Origin of the sequence: Halomonas sp. ALS9 (genome assembly GCF_001651035.1) — a bacterium.
Lineage (GTDB): Bacteria > Pseudomonadota > Gammaproteobacteria > Pseudomonadales > Halomonadaceae > Vreelandella.
This window is the reverse complement of the sequence record NZ_LXRG01000192.1, coordinates 495,955-514,219: the sequence shown is the minus strand read 5'-3', so window position 1 is coordinate 514,219 and position 18,265 is coordinate 495,955. Positions and strand designations below refer to the sequence as shown.

The window sequence follows — 18,265 nt, the reverse complement described above, 5'->3', positions numbered from 1 at the left end:
ATGCTCACTTCAGACATGCCCACCTCAAACATGCCCACATTAGAACAGGCAGTCACTGTCACCCTGCCGGATGGCGCCAAGCGCTCCTTTGACCACCCGGTTAGCGTCGCCCAGGTGGCGCACGCCATTGGCCCAGGGCTGGCGAAACAGACCCTGGCCGGTAAGCTCGATGGCCGCCTGGTCGATGCCTGCGAAGTGATTGATCACGATGCCCAACTGCAGATCATTACCCCCAAGGATGATGAAGGGCTTGAGATCATTCGCCACTCCTGCGCCCACCTGGTCGGCCATGCGGTTAAACAGCTTTACCCCAGCGCCATGATGGTGATTGGCCCGGTGATTGACGCTGGCTTCTACTACGATATCGCCTTTGAACGCCCCTTTACCCCCAGCGACCTCGCCGCCATCGAAGCGCGGATGAGCGAGTTGATTGATCAGCAATATGACGTTGTAAAACGCATGACGCCCCGGGAGGAGGCGGCCGAGCTGTTTAAAGCGCGCGGTGAGACCTACAAGCAGCGCCTGATCGCAGAAATGCCCGCGGACGTCACCCGTGTGGGGCTGTATGTCCACCAAGAGTATGTGGATATGTGCCGTGGCCCCCACGTGCCCAATACCCGCTTTCTCAAGGTGTTCAAGTTGACCAAGCTGGCCGGCGCCTACTGGCGGGGCGATGCCAACAACGAACAGCTTCAGCGCATCTACGGTACCGCCTGGGCGGATAAAAAACAGCTCAAAGCGTATTTGCAGCGCCTTGAAGAAGCGGAAAAGCGTGACCACCGACGCCTGGGCCGCGGCTTGGATCTATTTCATTTCCAGGAAGATGCGCCGGGCGCGGTGTTTTGGCACCCCCGCGGCTGGGCGGTTTTCCAGGAATTGGTCGCCTATATGCGCCGCCGCCAGCAGGCGGCGGGCTATGTGGAGGTCAACTCCCCCGATGTGATGGATCGCAGCCTGTGGGAAATCTCCGGCCACTGGCACAACTACCGCGAGCACATGTTCACCACCGAGACCGAGGATGGCCGCTCGCTGGCGCTCAAACCGATGAATTGCCCCGGCAGCGTGCTGCTCTACCGCCACGGTTTAAAAAGCTACCGTGACCTGCCCATTCGCATGGGCGAGTTTGGCAAGGTGCACCGCTACGAACCCTCCGGCGCGCTCCACGGGCTGCTGCGGGTGCGTCACTTTACCCAGGACGACGCCCACATCTACTGCACCCCGGGCCAGATGGATGCCGAGTGCCGGGATGTGGTGGCCCTGGTGCTGGATATCTACCGCCAGTTCGGCTTTGAGGATGTGCGCATCAAACTCTCTACCCGGCCGCAAAACCGCATGGGTGACGATGCCAGCTGGGATCTACTGGAAGGCGCGCTGGAGCAGGCGCTAACGGGCATGGGCCTGACCTATCAGCTCAACCCCGGTGAAGGTGCCTTCTACGGCCCGAAACTTGAGTTTGTGCTACGCGACGCCATTGGCCGCGATTGGCAGTGCGGCACGCTTCAGGTCGATATGAACCTGCCCGAGCGTTTCGGCCTGGAGTATGTGGCTGAAGACGGCCAGCGCAAGCGCCCCGTGATGCTGCACCGGGCGCTGTTTGGCTCGCTTGAGCGCTTTATCGGCATCCTGATCGAACACTACGCGGGCAAGCTCCCGGCCTGGTTGGCGCCGGTGCAGGCAGTGGTACTGTCGATCACCGACGACCATGCCCGCTATGCCCAGGAGGTGGCGCAGCTGCTCAACGGGGCAGGCGTGCGCAGCGAGGTGGATGTGCGCAACGAGAAGATCGGCTACAAAGTTCGCGAACAAACCCTGCAGCGTATCCCCTTTTTGCTGGTGGCGGGTGCCAAGGAGCGTGAGGCGGGCAGTATTGCCCTGCGCACTCGTGAGGGCGAAGACCTGGGTGTACTGCCGATTAAGCAAGCCGTAGCGTTACTGTTAGAACATGTTCAAACGCCGGATGCCGCTGAACATCGTGCGGCCCAGCAGCGGCTAATGGAGCGCTTGACCGCCGGTTAGCAGGGAGCTTCGTCCGTTGTTATTTTGTGCTACGTTATAACATTTATTTCAAGGTGCGATAGGGATATGCAAGAGACAAGTATGAATACGCAAGAGCCAAGCGCATCCGCTGATAAAGCCTGGGCAGAGCAGCTACTGGCGATGCCTGCCAGCGACTATATGAACGATGAGCAGCTGGCATTTTTCCGCCGGCGGCTGCTCGACGAGCGTGCCGAAATTGAGGCGCATTTAAAGGAGATGAAGGACGTCATCGCTTCCCATGAGCGCGACAGCGACGAATCGGATCAGGCCTCTTTTGAGGAGGAGCTGCGCCTGGCATTGCGGCAAGCAGATCGCGAGAGCCGCTTGCTGAACAACATTGAGTCAGCCTTGAAGCGCATTGAGAACGGTGAGTACGGCTACTGCGAAGAGACTGGCGATCCCATCGGGCTTCCCAGGCTAATGTTTAGGCCCACCGCCAAACTCTGCATTGAGGCAAAAGAGCGTCAGGAGCAGCAAGAGCACCATTATCGCAAAGCGCGCTGGGAGTAAGTTGTTATGCAGGAAGCGCCATTAATACCGGTCAATCTACTCACCGGCTTCTTAGGCAGCGGCAAAACCACGCTACTCAATCGCTGGGTTCACCAAACCTCCATGCACAACACCCTGGTGGTGATCAACGAGTTTGGTGCCATCGGATTGGATCACCAACTGATTACCCACAGCGATGAGCAGGCGGTGATCGAAATGAGCAGCGGCTGCTTATGCTGCACCCTGCGGGGCGATTTGAGCCGTACGCTGCAACAGGCAATGGAAGACTTGGAGGCGCAGGAGAAGCCCTTGCCCGCCCGGGTGGTGATTGAGACCACAGGGCTAGCGGAGCCAACCTCTTTGTTGCAACTGCTGATGACGGATCACTGGCTGGCGCACCGCTTTAAGCTGGACAGCGTGGTGTGCTGCGTTGATGCCGCCAATGGCTTGGCGACCCTGGACGCCCACCCGGAGTCGCAACAGCAAATCGCCGTGGCCGACAAGCTGCTGATCACCAAAACCGACCTAGCGAGCGAAGAGAGTGTGTCCCAACTGGCGAATCGACTGGCCAAGTTGAACCCCGCCGCGGCGCAGTGGCAGGTGATTAACGGCGAACTCTCCGCAGATCTGCTGGTGGGGGCAGGGTTACATGGTGGCGAGACCAAGGGGTTCCAGGTGGAGCAGTGGCTCAAAGCGGGCAGCTACGCTGTACATCAAGCAGACCCTCATCCGGGCGCTTTTTCCGCACCGCTGAACCGTTCGCCATTGAATACTCATCAGCCCGGCGATTCCCCGCACAGCGACGGCATTAATGCCTTCTGCTTTAGCGTTAACGAGCTTATCGAGCCAGACGCCTTGCAAGGCTGGTTGGATGTGTTGATGTCGTTAATGGGCGACAAAATGCTGCGCATTAAAGCCATTGTGCACCTCACTGACCGCGAGACGCCGCTAGCGCTTCACGGCGTGCAGCATATTTTTCACCCGCCTGCGCCGCTGCCCGCCAACAGTGTGAGCGACCGGGTATCACGCTTTGTGTTTATTACCCAAAACGTGGCGCCTGACACCGTCGCCGAGCTGTACAACTTCTTTAATTCCTCTCAAGAGGTCACCCAATGACCGTTTTAACCTTACCCGATATCGCCAGCCAAACCACTCGCTTAACGAGTACCTTGACTTGGGTGGGCATGGAGGGCATTGCGCTACCAGTCCAACTGGGCACACGCAGCGTGACAGCCAAACTGGACGCAGGGGTGAGCCTTGATGATAGCGAAGCGCGCGGTATCCATATGTCGCGGCTCTATTTGGCGCTGGCACCGCTTGAGGACGCACCGCTTACCTTGCCAACGGTGAAAGACATATTGAGCACGTTTTTAACCAGCCAGGAGGGCTTATCCCAGCAGGCGTACCTGACGGTGGAAGGCGAACTGCCGCTCAAGCGGCAAGCCCTGATTAGCCCTCTGGCTGGGTGGAAAAGCTATCCTTTTTCACTGCGCGGCCAATTAACCCCCGCCGGGTTTCACGTTGAACTGGGGTTGACGGTGGGCTATTCATCCACCTGCCCCTGCTCGGCGGCGCTGGCGCGGCAGTCTATCCAGCAAGCCTTTGCAGAGGATTTCTCGGAAATCCCGCTAACCCCATCGGCGGTATCGGCATGGCTGGGCAGCGAAGAGGGCATATTAGCCACGCCCCACAGCCAGCGCAGCTCTGTCGAGTGCTCGCTGCGTTTAACCGAGGGTGAAAACGAGGAATTACCCATAGCAGATTGGCTAGAGCGGGCGGTAGATCGCATTGAGAAGGCACTAGGCACCGCACTGCAAACCGCAGTGAAACGCATCGACGAGCAGGCGTTTGCTCTCGCCAACGGGCAAAACCTGATGTTCTGTGAAGACGCGGCGAGGCGGGTCGATAAAGCCCTGCGGCAAGCACCGGGAGTCGCCGGGTTTCAGCTCAAGGTGGTGCACGCCGAGAGCCTTCACGCCCATGACGCGGTGGCGCGGAGTGAGTGGAATTGGTGAACATGTTGGGGTCGCTTGTTACTAGACTCTAAACGATTATTGGCCTTCCGAGCGGCGCTTGTTTAGGATCAATAACGAACTCAATAAAAACTAGCGAGCCGCCCTCATGAAGCCAGAAACCATTGCCCTCCACCATGGCTATTCGCCTGATTCACAAAACGCCGTGGCGGTACCGATTCATCAAACCACGTCGTTTTCCTTCGATAACGCGCAGCACGCGGCGGATCTGTTTGATCTTAAAGTGGAAGGAAACATCTACTCGCGCATTATGAACCCCACCTGCGCTGTGTTGGAGCAGCGGGTAGCCGCGCTGGAAGGCGGTATCGCCGGGCTAGCGGTGGCGTCGGGGATGGCAGCGATCACCTATGCGATCCAGACTATTGCTGAAGCGGGCGATAACATCGTCTCGATCAGCGAGCTGTATGGCGGCACCTACAATCTGTTTGCCCACACCTTGCCACGCCAAGGCATCCAGGTACGCTTTGCCGATAAAGACGATATTGACGGCATCGAAGCGCTGATCGATGAACGAACCAAGGCGGTTTTCTGCGAAAGTATTGGCAACCCCTCGGGGGGAGTGGTCGATCTGGCGAAGCTCGCCGAGGCGGCCCATCGTCATGGGGTGCCGGTGATTGTCGATAACACCACTGCGACGCCGTTCTTGTGTCGGCCGATTGAGCATGGGGCGGATATTGTCATCCACTCTGCCACCAAATATATCGGCGGCCACGGCACTACCGTGGGCGGTGTGATCGTGGATTCGGGCACCTTCCCTTGGGCCGAGCATGCCAGCCGTTTTCCGCTACTCAACGAGCCTGACATTTCTTACCACGGCGTGAGCTATACCCGTGATGTGGGTGATGCGGCCTTTATCGCTCGCGCCCGGGTGGTGCCGCTACGCAACATGGGGGCTGCTCTCTCTGCTCAAGCGGCCTGGAACCTGCTCCAGGGGTTGGAAACGCTGTCTCTGCGCATCGAGCGTATCTGCGCCAACGCCTTAGCCGTTGCCAATCACTTGGAAAGCCATCCGTTGGTCACCTGGGTGCAGTATGCAGGCTTGGAAAACCACCCCGATCACGCGCTGGCCAAGCGTTACATGAACGGCCACGCCTCGGGGATTCTTAGCTTTGGTATTGAAGGTGGCCAGGCCGCCGGCGAGCGCTTCTACGATGCGCTGGCGCTGATTCTTCGCCTGGTGAATATCGGCGATGCCAAAAGCTGCTCCTCCATTCCCGCCTCAACCACACACCGCCAGCTCAACGAGCAGGAGCTGAAAGCCGCGGGTGTTACGCGGGATATGGTTCGCCTGTCGATCGGCATTGAGCATATCGACGACCTGCTGGCAGATATTGATCAAGCGCTGGCGGCTTCTCAAGGGTAGTTCTTTTGCTTTTCCCGCCGCCTTATTGCTATGAATGCAACGGCGGCGGGGCTTCTGACACTAATGGTGCGTTAAGCGTTTAGCCATCAAACGCTTTTAGACGCCGCCAACGTATACAAAAACTCCAGCCCTAACGTCGCGGCGGCAAGCGAAGTAATGTCGCCGTGATCATAGGCGGGGTTTACTTCCACCACGTCCATGCCGACCAATTCCATACCCACCATGCCACGGATGACTTTTAGCATTAGGTCTGTCGACATGCCACCGCAGACCGGTGTGCCGGTGCCAGGAGCGTAGGCGGGGTCGAGGCCGTCAATATCCAGGCTCACGTAAGCTGGGTGGTAGCCTACTTTGGCGCGAATGCGCTCCAGCACGGCTTTCGGCCCATGATCGTTTACCCAGTCCGCATCCAGTACCTCGTAAGGGTGGTTGTGGCGGTCGTAGCTGGTGCGGATACCAATTTGCAGCGAGTGCTCAGGCACTACCAGCCCCTCTTTAAGGGCGTGGTGGAAAATCGTGCCATGGTCAAAGCGTGTGCCTTGCTCGTAGGTGTCGGTGTGGGCATCAAAGTGGATTAATGCTAGCGGGCCATGCTCACGGGCGTGGGCACGCAGCAGCGGTAGCGAAATATAGTGATCACCGCCCAGCGTAAGCATCTTTTTGCCCGCTTTTAACCAGCGGCCAGCATGGCTTTCCAGGTTGTCGACCAGGCTTTCAGGTTCGCCATAGGCGTAATCAACGTTGCCTGCATCGCATACTTTGAGGCGATCTTCTAAGGCAAAGTCCCATGGCCAGCGTTTACCTTCCCAGATCAGGTTGGCGGTACTCTGACGAATAGCATTCGGCCCCATGCGGGTGCCCGCACGGCCAGAGCAAGCCAGGTCGAAGGGTACGCCACTCACCACAACGTCGGCGTCGCTTGCCTTGGGATCCGTTGCTTTCTCTACGCCCATAAAGGTAGAGATCATATCGCCATACAGGCTGGGCATAGTTTGAGACAGTGGGTGGGTCACCGGTGTGCTTCTCCTTTCGTGCTGAATGATCGCTGATGGGCGAATAAGCGGCAGACAATAAGCAATTTCTGGTGATAAATTAAATGAATGTTTAGAATTTAATCATTCGTGATATGAATAATGAGAAACCATGCGCTCGCTACGCCATTTCGACCTGAATTTGCTGCTGGTATTTGAAGCGCTGATGCACGAGCGCCACGTTACACGCGCGGCAGAAAAGCTGCATTTAAGCCAACCCGCCTTGAGCCATGCCTTAAAACGACTGCGTGAAGCGCTGGATGACCCACTGCTGGTGCGCACCGAAAACGGCATGCAGCCAACCCCACGTGCGCTGGCACTTTTGCCCGTCGTACAGCTGGCGCTGGGGCAGCTAAGGGAGGGCCTTGCGCCTCCCGCGATGTTTTTGCCTGCTACTAGCACGCGGCGCTTTACGTTAGCGACCACCGACTACTTTGAAGAGGTCATGTACCCGCTCTTTTTAAGCCAGCTGTTGGCCTATGCGCCGGGCATTAGCTTCTCTATTGAGCTGATTACTCCGGATGTGCTGAGTGAGGGGCTGAAGCAGCGCCAAATCGACATGGTGGTAGGGTTGGATAGCCAACGCGAGCTGCCTAGCGGCGTGATTCAGACCCCGTGGATGGATGAGGAGCTAGTCTGCTTAGCCGCTACCCATAATGGCCGCGTCGGCGATGCGCTGGATATTGCCCAGTTTGCTCAAGCGCTCCATGTGGAGCTGGCTGATATCAGTGGACTGCGCCCCAGCAATATTGAAAGCTGCTTGACTCAGCACGGCTTATCCCGCCGGGTCATCTCTAAAAACCTCAACTATATCGCCGCGGCTAGGGTAGTCGCGCTAACCGAGGCGATCATGACGCTGCCACGCCAAATGGCTGAGCGTTTCGTTGCGATGCTACCGGTACGCTTGGTAGAGCCGCCTAAAGAGCTACCAGTGCTGAAAATGACCCTGATTCAGCATGGGCTGTATGCCAATGATCCTGCAGTGGTTTGGTTATACCAGCAACTCATGGCGTTTGCGCAAGCGTTTAGTGACCCCGTTAATAACAGCTGTAATGCGGGGAGTTGAATACTCTTGGGTCATTGGTAAAGGGGCATGAGGGCGTGGGATTAGCCGTTTATGGCGTTGTAGCCATGCTATTAATTCAGTGCTGGATTTAGGGAAAATCTTTAATATTAGTATCTTGAGTGAATAATAATTATATTTAATAGTGGTGGTGCCAATGATTCCTTTTCGTAACATTGCCGTTTTCTTCCATGTGGCGAGGATCCAAAGCGTTACCGGCGCGGCGGAGCACCTCAATATCACCTCCTCTGCTGTCAGCCAACAGCTTCGGTCTTTAGAAGAACACCTTGGCACAACCCTCGTCGTAAAGTCTGGGCGTGCCTTACGACTCACTGAAGCAGGCGAGCATTACTTTGATTTAATTTCAGAAGATATCGAGCACATCATTAAGGTCACCGACCAAATCAAAGGCACTAAAACACTGACCCGTATTAACATCCGTGCCACCCCAACTATCGCCACCAAGTGGCTGCTTCCACGTCTCAGTGAATTCCTCTCTTTTCATCCAGATTTGGAGGTCAGACTTGATGGCTCAAATGAACCTACCGACTTTAGTCGGGAAAGGGTGGATATCGAAATTCGCCATGGCACTGGCCGTTGGCCTGGTCTTTATGTTCAGCCTCTGATTACAGAGCACTTTTTACCGGTATGTTCTCCTACGCTTGCCCTGCCTAACTCGTTATCGCCAAACGACTTCAAGGACTATCGTCTCATTCACTCGGTCAAGGCACAGGTTCAGTGGCGCCATTGGTTCGCTTCCATTGGCAGTAAAAGGGACGTCTTCTCAGGGGGACTTTATTTTGATCGATCTCATATGTCAGTGGACGCAGCGGCCCTTGGCTTGGGTATTGCTCTTGAAAGCAATCTGATGATGGAAAGTGAATTAACGACGGGTCAGTTAATCATCCCATCGACAGTGACGCCAAAAATGCCGGTATGTACGCAGTGGATCGTGTGCCCCAACCAAAGCCTTCGCCTTCCTCACGTCAGACGCTTTGTAGAATGGATACAGGATAAAGCCAGTCAATGGAGCGATCAGAACGACGCTCAACTCTTTAGTTAATCTTAATTATCGCCAAGAAAAAGTAAATTTTCCTAAGGATGGAATGCTCCTACCTTCAATAGTGTTAGTGCTAACAACGAATCGCCACTGCTAATAATTTTAACTAACGCTTGTATTGCTCGGTACTGCCATTCGGTATCGTCAATCCTTAGGAGAAAGCCATATGAATTTATCGTCCATGCTCGCTGACCATCATGCCCAGGGGAAATCAATTCGCGTAGGGCTGATTGGCGCGGGAAAATTTGGTTCCATGGTGCTGGCGCAAGCAAGAAAAATTCCTGGCTATCATATTGTTGCTGTTGCAGATATTGATACCCAGAAAGCTAGAGAGTCGTTCCAGCGTACGGGGTGGGAAGAGAATGAGTATTCCGCGACGTCAATGGGCGATGCCATTACCAGCGGAAAGACCTTCATCACACCCGATGCCCGTGACATGTGTGAGTTTGAAGATATTGACTGCATCATAGAGGCGACTGGCCATCCCATTGCGGGTGTTCGTCATGCCCTGATGGCGATCGATAATAGCAAACACGTCATTATGGTAAACGTGGAAGCCGACGTTATGTGCGGCCCGATTTTAGCCCAAAAGGCCCGTGCCAAGGGTGTGGTCTATTCCATGGCTTATGGCGATCAGCCAGCTGCCATTTGTGAATTGGTTGATTGGGTGCATTCCTGCGGTTTCGAGCTCACCTCGGCTGGCAAGGGCATGAATTTCGAACCCCGTTATCGCTATTCCACCCCCGATACTGTTTGGGGGTACTTCGGCTGGAGTGAGGAGAAAGTAGCCGAAGGGGACTTTAATCCCAAAATGTACAACTCGTTTACCGACGGCACCAAAGCAGCCATCGAAATGGCGGCGGTAGCCAATGGAACCGGCCTTGATTGCCCTGACGATGGTTTGGCGTTCTATCCGTCTGGACTTCACGATCTTGCCTCGGTCTTCAAGCCCCAAAGTGAAGGCGGACGCTTGCCGCGATCGGGTCTTGTCGATATAGCGGCGAGCCAGGAGCCGGATGGCCGTGAAGTCTTGAACAATATCCGTTTTGGCATGTTTGTCACCTTCAAGGCGCCCGATGTCTATACCCGGGATTGCTTTGATCAGTATGGACTACTGACTGACAAATCGGGCTGGTACGCCTCTATGTGGCGGCCTTTCCACCTGATTGGCCTAGAGACGTCAGTGAGTGTTCTTTCGGCCTACTTCCGTGGCGAGCCTACTGGCAGTTCAAAATTCTATCGCGCTGATGCCGTAGCCACGGCCAAGAAGGATCTTGCCGCTGGGGAGATGCTCGATGGTGAGGGTGGGTACGCCGTGTGGGCCAAGGCCATTCCCGCTTCACTTAGTATGCAACTGGATGCGCTGCCCATTGGTCTCGCCCATAACGTCAAGCTTAAGAATCCGGTCAAAAAAGACCAGGTGGTACGCATGTCCGATGTGGAATTGGTCAAGGATCGAGACGTCATCGACATACGGCTCGAACAGCTTCGCACCATGGGCAGTAATGCCTAGGAGGGCGCGGTAATGGCAAGCCAATCTAACTTTGTTGTCATCGCTGAGTTTGAAGTGGCCGCAGCAAACCTTGACGCGTTTCTGGCGGCTGCTAGGCAGGACGCCACTTGTTCGTTAGCCGACGAGCCGGGCTGTCTGCAATTCGATATCAATGTCGATGAGTCATCGCCAAGCTCAAACGTGGTGTTCTACGAGGTATATCGCTCCAAAGAGGCCTTCGACGCACATCTAGAAACGCCCCACTTGGCGGCTTTCCGGGACTCACTTACCTTGGTCGAGCGCGAGCTTTCGGCGCGCTTTCTCACTCGGCGACATGCATAAGGCGGCGAAGATGAGCCAACAAAAAATTGCTGTGCTCGGCACCGGCATCATGGGCCGCCCCATGGCGCGCAACCTATTGCGGGCGGGTTATGTAGTCAGCGTTTGGAACCGCAGTCTTGAAAAGGCAGCTCTGCTGAGCGACGCGGGTGCGCATGTGGCCGCAAGCCCCAGCGAAGCCGTCAAGGGCTGCGATGCTGTCGTGGTCATGGTTAGTTCCGGGCAGGTATGCGAGGAGGTGCTGTTTGACCAGCGAGGGGCCATCCAAGCGATGAACGCAGGGAGCCTGCTTATCGTTATGTCGTCCATTGGTAGAGGGGAGGCCATCAGCATGGCACAGCGCTGCGATGCGCTTGGTCTTCAGTGGTTGGATGCGCCGGTCTCAGGAGGTGAAAAAGGCGCCATCGATGCCAGCCTGTCAATTATGGCGGGGGGAACCCCAGAGGCCTTTGCGTTGGCTGAGGAAATTCTATTGGCCATGGGCCGCCCCGTACATATTGGCCCTGCAGGCACTGGTGCGTTGGCGAAGTTGGTTAACCAACTGACGGTGGCCAGCACTATTTGTGCGGTATCTGAGGCATTGTTACTCGCCGAGGCGGGTGGCGCGGATCCCGCTCGGGTCAGAGAAGCACTGCTAGGAGGTTTCGCCAACTCACGCGTACTCGAACAGCACGGCCAGCGAATGCTGGATGATAATTTCTTACCTGGGGGGCCCGCTAAATACCAGCTCAAAGATACACGAGCGGCCTCTGCAGTGGCACAAGAGCTCGAGCTTGACCTGCCGCTGCTCGCGTTAACCGATCGCCTGTTTGCCGACCTTGTTGAGGCGGGCGGAGGTGAATTAGACCATAGCGCGCTGTATCTAGAAGTGCGGCGTCGCAATGGCTTTTCATCAACGGGCCTTCATAAGGTCAAATAGCAGTCTTCAATAACGAGCTTCAATAACAACAGCGTTAAGGAGTCACACCATGCGTAACAATACTAAATCATACGCGCTCAAATGCGGCTATGCCGTTATGTTCTCACTGACCATCCCCATGATCGCCAGTCAGGCTCAAGCGGCGGTTAACCTCCGCTTAGCAGTACCCGATCCTGCCCAGTCGTCGGTGGGACAAGCGGCCAGTCGATTCGCTGAGCTTGTCGAGCAGAAAACAGACGGCGAGGTCACCTTTCAAGTCTTTCCTGACGGCGTCCTGTTTAGCGGTGATCAGAATGCGGCTATCAATCAACAGGGTTCCGGCGCACTCGACGGTCTTATCTTAGCTAGTTCGGTGTATGCCTCTTTTGAACCTCGTATGAACGCTATCAGCTTGCCCTACCTGTTCAGCGACTATGAGCAGTTCCAGGCTTATCTGAACGGCGAACCAGGGAAGGAGTTGCTTTCATCACTCGATCGGTTGGACATTCATGGGCTTGGCTTTTTCCTGCGCACCTTTCGTAATGTGACCACGCGGGAAACGCCTATCACTACAGCTGAGGACTTTGAAGGCATTACCTTGCGGACGCCCAACAATCCTCTGTTCGTTAGCTTGTTTGAGGCGCTGGGAGCCAATCCGACGCCAATGGCTTTCTCCGAGGTCTATAGTGCGCTCCAGCTTAAGGCCATCGATGGCCAGGAAAATCCGGTTGAGGTTCCCTACAACAATCGTTTCTACGAGGTGCAAGATCACCTCAACCTGACCCAGCACATCGCCGACGCCTTCCTGTTGTCGCTGTCGCAGTCTGCCTGGGAGCGTATCCCAGAGGAATATCGCGACGAGGTTGAACAGGCGGCAAGTGAGATGGCCCACGAGAGAAACACCATTGAGATAGAGCAGGAACAAGCAATCGTCGAGAAGCTCAAAAATGAAGGTATGCAGGTCAATGTGTTTGCCGAGGGTGAGTTAGAGAAGGTTCAAGAAATCGCTAGAGGTGTTTACGGACAATTTAGCGAAAACATTGGCGAAGATTTCATGCAAAAAAGCCTGAATTTCGTCACTGAATGAACCCATCTATCCCAGGTGTCCGGTTTTATTGAACCGCTACAGACACCTGGGATTCATCTTCTAAGGCGAACGGACGATGAAAAAATTTGAATCCTGGGTCTGGCGCCTGCTCGACGCCATGATCTTCGTGACGGTAGTTGGCATGGTGGTGCTTATCACCTTGCAAGTAGGCTCTAGATGGCTGGGAGGTTCTCTGGCCTGGACCGAGGAACTCTCTCGTTTTCTGTTTATATGGACGATTTGGCTAGGTATGGCAGCCGGCTTCCGGCAGGGCCAGCACCCCTCTCTCAACTTTCTATCTGCCATCTCCCCTCCTCGTATACAGCCGCTGCTGCGTATTCTCCAGGCGGTTGCTGCCGCTGCCTTTTTTTCCATTGTCTGCTGGTATGGCGTGAAGCTAATCCAACAGCAGCTTCGCTTTGGTGAAGTTTCAGCGATTCTCCAATTAGGCATGTGGCTGACGACTGTTCCTCTGGTAATGGGTTCGGCATTGGCCATTTTCGGTGCACTTATGCACGCTCTGGCGCCTATCCAAGACGACCAGCCTGCAACAACGATGGTGGAGGGTTCTTCATGAGTATCTGGCTGTTGGCCATCTTCGCGACACTTGCGTTACTCGGCATTCCTCTTTCGCTGTCCCTGGGGCTGGCCGCCCTGACTACCCTATGGTGGTTCGACTTGCCGATGTCGATGGTTACTCAAGCGATGGCTTCGTCGATCAATTCTTTTCTACTCATCGCAGTGCCCTTATTCATTCTGGCAGGCCAAATCATGGAACGTGGTGGGCTGTCAGAGCGCATCTTTGATGCTGCAGAAGTAGCGGTGGGTCGATTTCGAGGTGGCCTTGGACACGTAAACATTGCTTCTAGCTTTGTCTTTGGTGGCATTTCTGGCTCATCGGTCGCTGATATCGCAAGCTTAGGGCCTATCTCCATCCGTGCCATGACAACGCGCGGTTATCCGCTACCTTATTCGGCAGCGCTTACGTTAATCACCGCTACTCTGGCAACGCTGGTGCCGCCCTCTATATTAATTATTGTGGCTGCGGCGGCGGCGGGCCAATCCGTGGGTGCCGCTCTTGCTGGGGGATTAGGCCCCGGTTTGCTCCTTGCCCTTGCGCTAGCCGCTTACAATGCTTTCGCCGCACGCCGTCATGGCTACGGCACCATGTCAAAATTTAGCTATCGAAAGAGTCTGCGATCTCTACTCAGAGCCGTACCGTCGGTAGGGGCTCCGGTTATCATCCTCACTGGCATGTTCTCCGGCATAGTGACACCTACCGAAGCTGCTGGCTTGGCGGTGATTTATACCTTGCTAGTGGCTATCGTGGTGCATCGAGAAATGGGTTGGCGCGACCTAGTGCCGCTGATTATCCGCGCAGGTCAAACGGCGGGTTCGGTGCTACTCATTCTTATGGTGGCCAATATTGCCACTTATGTGTTCACCGTCGACCTGTTGCCACAAAAGACCACCGGTCTGCTGGGTACCATTGCTTCTTCTCCATTCGCGACGCTACTTTTAATGGGCGTTGTCTTTCTCCTCGTCGGAATGCTGATGGACATCGTCGCCGCCGCGCTGATGCTGATACCGGTTCTGATGCCCGCAGCGGTGAATGCCAACGTTGATCCGCTCCACTTTTTGATCTTTATGGTAGCAAGCCTAGCAGTGGGTTTGGCCTCCCCCCCGGTAGGTACGTGTCTGTTTGCGACTGCGCAAGTCTCCAAAGTGCCAGTCGAGCGGCTAGTCGTCGCAGCGCTACCTTTTTATGCCGTTAATATCGTGATATTGGTGCTTCTTGCCGCTTTCCCATCCATCGTTTTAGCGCCTGCAGCTTGGCTAACCGCCTCATAGCTGGGGCAGTTAAATCCATACAGGAACTCATGTGCCCCAGACAGTTGCTGGGGCTTTTTCATTTTGCTAGAAGTATCTGTCGGTATTTTAAAAATCATATATCAACAGACGCTAGGCTGCAGATCAGCCCATGTTGTAGTTAAACAACCCAGTTGAATCAAAGGTTGAATAGTATCTGGCAGCCACCCCGTTAGATCCTAGACTGCTAAAAGATGTTATGACTAACGTCGAAATGGGCAGTGCCCAATCTCTGTGTGGTGGCGCTGTGGGAAGGTAACAGCAGCAGGAAACAACGCAGAAAACAACAAAGGAGAACGCGAGTGAAAATAGGTGCACCGAAAGAGAGTGCCCGGGGGGAAGCGCGTGTCGCGCTAACCCCCGAGAGCGCTAAACAGATCCAGAAGCTGGGCCACGAGTGCTTGGTAGAAAGCGGCGCAGGCTTGGCGGCGGGCTTTAATGACGACACTTATCGTGAGGCGGGCGTTACCGTGGTCGAAGGAGCGGAAGCGCTCTGGAACGACGCTGAGGTGGTGATTAAAGTCCGCGAGCCCTCTGATCAAGAGGCAGAGCGGCTGCGCAAAGGCCAAACCTTGATTGCCTTCTTCTGGCCAGCGCAAAACGAAGCGCTGCTGGAGAAGTGCAAAGCCCAGGGCGCCACCGTTATCGCTATGGATATGGTGCCGCGTATTTCGCGCGCGCAGAAGATGGACGCGCTCTCCTCCATGGCCAATATCGCCGGCTACCGGGCGGTGATTGAAGCGGGCAACAACTTTGGCCGCTTCTTTACCGGCCAGGTTACCGCTGCGGGTAAAGTGCCCCCTGCCAAGGTACTGGTGATTGGTGCGGGCGTGGCGGGCTTGGCGGCGATCGGTACCGCTACCAGCCTGGGTGCCGTGGTGCGCGCCTTTGACGTGCGCCCTGAGGTTTCTGAGCAGATCGAGTCCATGGGTGCCGAGTTCCTGTTCCTCGATTTCGAAGATAGCCAGGATGGCTCTGAAAGCGGTGGCTACGCTTCGCCCTCAAGCCCAGAGTTCCGCGAGAAACAGCTTGAGTGCTTCCGCGAGCAGGCAGCCGATGTGGATATCGTCATTACCACGGCGCTGATTCCTGGCCGTCCCGCGCCCAAGCTGTGGCTGGAAGACATGGTCGCGGCGATGAAGCCTGGTTCGGTGGTTATCGATTTGGCCGCCGAGAAGGGCGGCAACTGCGATCTGACCAAGCCCGATGAGCGGGTAGTAAGCGAGAACGGGGTAGTAGTAATCGGCTACACCGATTTCCCTTCGCGCATGGCCACCCAGGCGTCGCTACTTTACGCCACCAATATTCGCCATATGCTGACCGATCTCACCCCTGAGAAAGAGGGCGTGATCAATCACAATATGGACGACGATGTGATTCGTGGCGCCACGGTGACACACGCTGGCGAAATAACCTTTCCGCCACCACCGCCCAAAGTAAAAGCGATTGCTGCCGCTAAGCCGAAAAAGAAAGAGAAGGCGCCCACGCCAGAGGAGAAAAAAGCCGCTGAGCTGGCCACCTTCAAAGCACAAACAAAACGCCAAGCGGGCTTATTGGCCGTCGGTGGCGCGCTGATGCTGCTGTTGGGGCAAGTGGCTCCGGTTTCGTTTATGCAGCACTTTATTGTCTTTGTTTTGGCCTGCTTTATCGGCTTCCAGGTGATCTGGAACGTCAGCCACTCGCTGCATACACCGCTGATGGCGGTGACCAACGCGATTTCGGGCATCATTATTTTAGGGGCGATTCTGCAGATTGGCTCCGGCAGCGCCGTGGTAGGCGTGCTGGCGGCGATCTCGGTGCTTATCGCATCAATCAATATCGTGGGTGGCTTCCTGGTGACACGCCGGATGCTGGCCATGTTCCAAAAATCCTAAGCGGCGGAGAGACGATATGTTAGGTCAAGGATTCGTATCTGCCGCGGCGATCGCGGCGAGCGTACTGTTTATTCTGTCGCTAGGCGGCTTGAGTAACCAAGAAAAAGCCAAGCGGGCCGTATGGTACGGCATTGTGGGTATGGCGTTGGCAGTGTTTTTTACCGCCTTAGGGCCGGGTATTGGCGGCTACTGGTGGTTAATTCCGATGATGGTGATTGGTGCTGGCATCGGTGTTTATGTGGCGGGTAAGGTCGAGATGACCGAAATGCCCCAGCTAGTGGCAGCATTGCACAGTTTTGTCGGCTTGGCCGCGGTGTTTGTCGCCTGGAGCGCGGATTTAGAGCGCCGCCGGGTACTGGCGGCACAAGCGGCCGATGGCGTTATGCAGGAGTTTTCTGCGTTTGCCGCACTGGTCGCCACCAAGGCACCTGACGAGCTCACGTTTCTGCAGATTGAAGTCGTGTTCGCTATCTTTATCGGTGCAGTGACCTTCACTGGTTCGGTGGTGGCGTTCGGTAAGCTGGCCGGTAAAGTAGATGGCAAGCCTCGCCAACTGCCCGGTGGGCATATGCTTAACGCTGGTGCGGCGGTGCTGTCGTTGCTGTTAGCGATTTTGTACCTTAACGGCGCAGGTTTCTGGACACTGATTGTGCTCGCAGCGCTGTCGTTGTTTATCGGTTACCACCTGATCATGGGCATTGGTGGGGCGGATATGCCCGTGGTGGTGTCAATGCTCAACAGCTACTCCGGCTGGGCGGCGGCGGCCATCGGCTTCACACTTTCCAACGACCTGCTGATTGTGACCGGTGCACTGGTGGGCTCATCCGGTGCGATTCTCTCTTACATCATGTGTAAGGCGATGAACCGCAACTTTGTTAACGTGATTCTGGGGGGCTTTGGCGGAAGCTCTGGGCCCGCAGCGGAAATTGAGGGCGAGCAGGTCGCGATTGATGCTGGCGGTGTGGCAAGCGCGCTGAACGATGCTGATAGCGTGATTATCGTGCCGGGTTACGGTATGGCGGTGGCCCAGGCGCAAACCGCAGTGAGCGATTTGGTACGCAAGCTGCGTGCTTCGGGTAAAACCGTGCGTTTTGCGATTCACCCGGTAGCCGGGCGCTTACCTGGGCATATGAACGTGCTGCTGGCGGAAGCCAAAGTGCCTTACGACATCGTGCTGGAAATGGACGAAATCAACGACGACTTCCCTACAACCGATGTGGTGATTGTGATTGGCTCCAACGATATCGTTAACCCCGCTGCCGAAGAGGATCCCAATAGCCCCATCGCCGGTATGCCGGTGTTGAAGGTATGGGAGGCCAAGCAGGTTTTTGTCAGTAAACGCGGCCAGGGCACCGGCTACTCCGGAATCGAGAACCCGCTGTTCTTCAAAGACAACACGCGCATGTTCTACGGTGATGCCCGGGATAGCTTAAATACGCTGCTGCCGTTAATTGATTAGGCCTCGGCAACAAGCGACCTATACAACCTAGCAAAAAGCTAAATATCAAGAGTGATTAGGTACTGAGCCCGCGATTATTCGCGGGCTTTTTTTGTCGACTCTAGTGCTTCCCTGGCTGCATGCTTTGAGTACTCCTGCTATGGTCAGCTACCGCCTCTTTTGTTGAGCACC

At 55.7% G+C, this 18,265-nt stretch carries 16 protein-coding genes; 15 read left to right on the top strand and 1 reads right to left on the bottom strand.

Going from position 1 to position 18,265, the window contains the following annotated elements; translation table 11 throughout:
* The 5 genes from thrS to A6R74_RS16145 all read left to right on the top strand — a co-directional run bounded on the left by thrS (position 1) and on the right by A6R74_RS16145 (position 5,922).
* Positions 1–2,016 carry a threonine--tRNA ligase gene (gene thrS, locus A6R74_RS16165; RefSeq protein ID WP_121499420.1) on the top strand — a complete coding sequence of 672 codons (2,016 nt, stop codon included), beginning with the start codon at positions 1–3 and terminating at the stop codon, positions 2,014–2,016.
* 81 nt (positions 2,017–2,097) lie between these two features.
* The gene (dksA, locus tag A6R74_RS16160; RefSeq protein ID WP_064235499.1) at positions 2,098–2,547 is read left to right on the top strand and encodes an RNA polymerase-binding protein DksA; all 450 of its coding nucleotides are present in this window, start codon (positions 2,098–2,100) and stop codon (positions 2,545–2,547) included.
* A 6-nt stretch (positions 2,548–2,553) separates the two neighbouring features.
* Entirely contained in the window at positions 2,554–3,642 is a 1,089-nt protein-coding gene (locus tag A6R74_RS16155) for a CobW family GTP-binding protein (RefSeq protein WP_064235498.1), read from the top strand.
* The gene (gene folE2, locus A6R74_RS16150) at positions 3,639–4,541 is read left to right on the top strand and encodes a GTP cyclohydrolase FolE2 (protein ID WP_064235497.1); all 903 of its coding nucleotides are present in this window, start codon (positions 3,639–3,641) and stop codon (positions 4,539–4,541) included. The genes A6R74_RS16155 and folE2 overlap by 4 nt, the downstream gene beginning before the upstream one ends.
* 106 nt (positions 4,542–4,647) lie before the next feature.
* Positions 4,648–5,922: an O-acetylhomoserine aminocarboxypropyltransferase/cysteine synthase family protein gene (locus A6R74_RS16145; protein WP_064235496.1), complete on the top strand. Its 1,275-nt coding sequence runs from the start codon at positions 4,648–4,650 to the stop codon at positions 5,920–5,922.
* Positions 5,923–6,008: 86 nt separating this feature from the next.
* On the opposite strand, the gene speB is transcribed toward A6R74_RS16145, so the two are convergent.
* Positions 6,009–6,911: an agmatinase gene (speB, locus tag A6R74_RS16140; protein WP_064235495.1), complete on the bottom strand. Its 903-nt coding sequence runs from the start codon at positions 6,909–6,911 to the stop codon at positions 6,009–6,011.
* A 154-nt stretch (positions 6,912–7,065) separates the two neighbouring features.
* Between speB and A6R74_RS16135 the strand changes: the two genes are divergently transcribed.
* The 10 genes from A6R74_RS16135 (at position 7,066) to A6R74_RS16090 (ending at position 18,094) form a co-directional block, all read left to right on the top strand.
* Entirely contained in the window at positions 7,066–8,019 is a 954-nt protein-coding gene (locus A6R74_RS16135; RefSeq protein WP_064235494.1) for a LysR family transcriptional regulator, read from the top strand.
* A 154-nt stretch (positions 8,020–8,173) separates the two neighbouring features.
* Complete coding sequence (locus A6R74_RS16130) at positions 8,174–9,079, top strand: LysR substrate-binding domain-containing protein (RefSeq protein ID WP_064235493.1); 906 nt, start codon at positions 8,174–8,176, stop codon at positions 9,077–9,079.
* Between the two features lie 163 nt (positions 9,080–9,242).
* The gene (locus A6R74_RS16125; RefSeq protein WP_064235492.1) at positions 9,243–10,589 is read left to right on the top strand and encodes an NAD(P)H-dependent oxidoreductase; all 1,347 of its coding nucleotides are present in this window, start codon (positions 9,243–9,245) and stop codon (positions 10,587–10,589) included.
* A 12-nt stretch (positions 10,590–10,601) separates the two neighbouring features.
* Positions 10,602–10,910 (top strand): putative quinol monooxygenase, encoded by a 309-nt coding sequence (locus A6R74_RS16120; RefSeq protein ID WP_064235491.1) that lies wholly within the window; start codon positions 10,602–10,604, stop codon positions 10,908–10,910.
* Positions 10,911–10,920: 10 nt separating this feature from the next.
* Entirely contained in the window at positions 10,921–11,826 is a 906-nt protein-coding gene (locus A6R74_RS16115; protein WP_064235490.1) for an NAD(P)-dependent oxidoreductase, read from the top strand.
* Positions 11,827–11,875: 49 nt separating this feature from the next.
* Positions 11,876–12,892 carry a DctP family TRAP transporter solute-binding subunit gene (locus tag A6R74_RS16110; protein WP_082906712.1) on the top strand — a complete coding sequence of 339 codons (1,017 nt, stop codon included), beginning with the start codon at positions 11,876–11,878 and terminating at the stop codon, positions 12,890–12,892.
* 76 nt (positions 12,893–12,968) lie between these two features.
* Positions 12,969–13,469 (top strand): TRAP transporter small permease, encoded by a 501-nt coding sequence (locus A6R74_RS16105; RefSeq protein ID WP_064235489.1) that lies wholly within the window; start codon positions 12,969–12,971, stop codon positions 13,467–13,469.
* Positions 13,466–14,743, top strand: coding sequence for a TRAP transporter large permease (locus A6R74_RS16100; protein WP_064235488.1), 1,278 nt, complete (start codon positions 13,466–13,468; stop codon positions 14,741–14,743). Before A6R74_RS16105 ends, A6R74_RS16100 begins: the two co-directional genes overlap by 4 nt.
* Before the next feature lie 320 nt (positions 14,744–15,063).
* Positions 15,064–16,635, top strand: coding sequence for a Re/Si-specific NAD(P)(+) transhydrogenase subunit alpha (locus A6R74_RS16095; protein WP_064235487.1), 1,572 nt, complete (start codon positions 15,064–15,066; stop codon positions 16,633–16,635).
* A 16-nt stretch (positions 16,636–16,651) separates the two neighbouring features.
* The gene (locus A6R74_RS16090; RefSeq protein ID WP_064235486.1) at positions 16,652–18,094 is read left to right on the top strand and encodes an NAD(P)(+) transhydrogenase (Re/Si-specific) subunit beta; all 1,443 of its coding nucleotides are present in this window, start codon (positions 16,652–16,654) and stop codon (positions 18,092–18,094) included.
* Positions 18,095–18,265 lie beyond the last annotated feature (171 nt).

What these genes read in the sequence shown, in the direction of transcription:
- thrS (WP_121499420.1), top strand. Translation starts at nt 1, where the DNA reads ATGCTCACTTCAGACATGCCCACCTCAAACATGCCCACATTAGAACAG.
- dksA (WP_064235499.1), top strand. Translation starts at nt 2,098, where the DNA reads ATGAATACGCAAGAGCCAAGCGCATCCGCTGATAAAGCCTGGGCAGAG.
- A6R74_RS16155 (WP_064235498.1), top strand. Translation starts at nt 2,554, where the DNA reads ATGCAGGAAGCGCCATTAATACCGGTCAATCTACTCACCGGCTTCTTA.
- folE2 (WP_064235497.1), top strand. Translation starts at nt 3,639, where the DNA reads ATGACCGTTTTAACCTTACCCGATATCGCCAGCCAAACCACTCGCTTA.
- A6R74_RS16145 (WP_064235496.1), top strand. Translation starts at nt 4,648, where the DNA reads ATGAAGCCAGAAACCATTGCCCTCCACCATGGCTATTCGCCTGATTCA.
- speB (WP_064235495.1), bottom strand. Translation starts at nt 6,911, where the DNA reads ATGCCCAGCCTGTATGGCGATATGATCTCTACCTTTATGGGCGTAGAG.
- A6R74_RS16135 (WP_064235494.1), top strand. Translation starts at nt 7,066, where the DNA reads ATGCGCTCGCTACGCCATTTCGACCTGAATTTGCTGCTGGTATTTGAA.
- A6R74_RS16130 (WP_064235493.1), top strand. Translation starts at nt 8,174, where the DNA reads ATGATTCCTTTTCGTAACATTGCCGTTTTCTTCCATGTGGCGAGGATC.
- A6R74_RS16125 (WP_064235492.1), top strand. Translation starts at nt 9,243, where the DNA reads ATGAATTTATCGTCCATGCTCGCTGACCATCATGCCCAGGGGAAATCA.
- A6R74_RS16120 (WP_064235491.1), top strand. Translation starts at nt 10,602, where the DNA reads ATGGCAAGCCAATCTAACTTTGTTGTCATCGCTGAGTTTGAAGTGGCC.
- A6R74_RS16115 (WP_064235490.1), top strand. Translation starts at nt 10,921, where the DNA reads ATGAGCCAACAAAAAATTGCTGTGCTCGGCACCGGCATCATGGGCCGC.
- A6R74_RS16110 (WP_082906712.1), top strand. Translation starts at nt 11,876, where the DNA reads ATGCGTAACAATACTAAATCATACGCGCTCAAATGCGGCTATGCCGTT.
- A6R74_RS16105 (WP_064235489.1), top strand. Translation starts at nt 12,969, where the DNA reads ATGAAAAAATTTGAATCCTGGGTCTGGCGCCTGCTCGACGCCATGATC.
- A6R74_RS16100 (WP_064235488.1), top strand. Translation starts at nt 13,466, where the DNA reads ATGAGTATCTGGCTGTTGGCCATCTTCGCGACACTTGCGTTACTCGGC.
- A6R74_RS16090 (WP_064235486.1), top strand. Translation starts at nt 16,652, where the DNA reads ATGTTAGGTCAAGGATTCGTATCTGCCGCGGCGATCGCGGCGAGCGTA.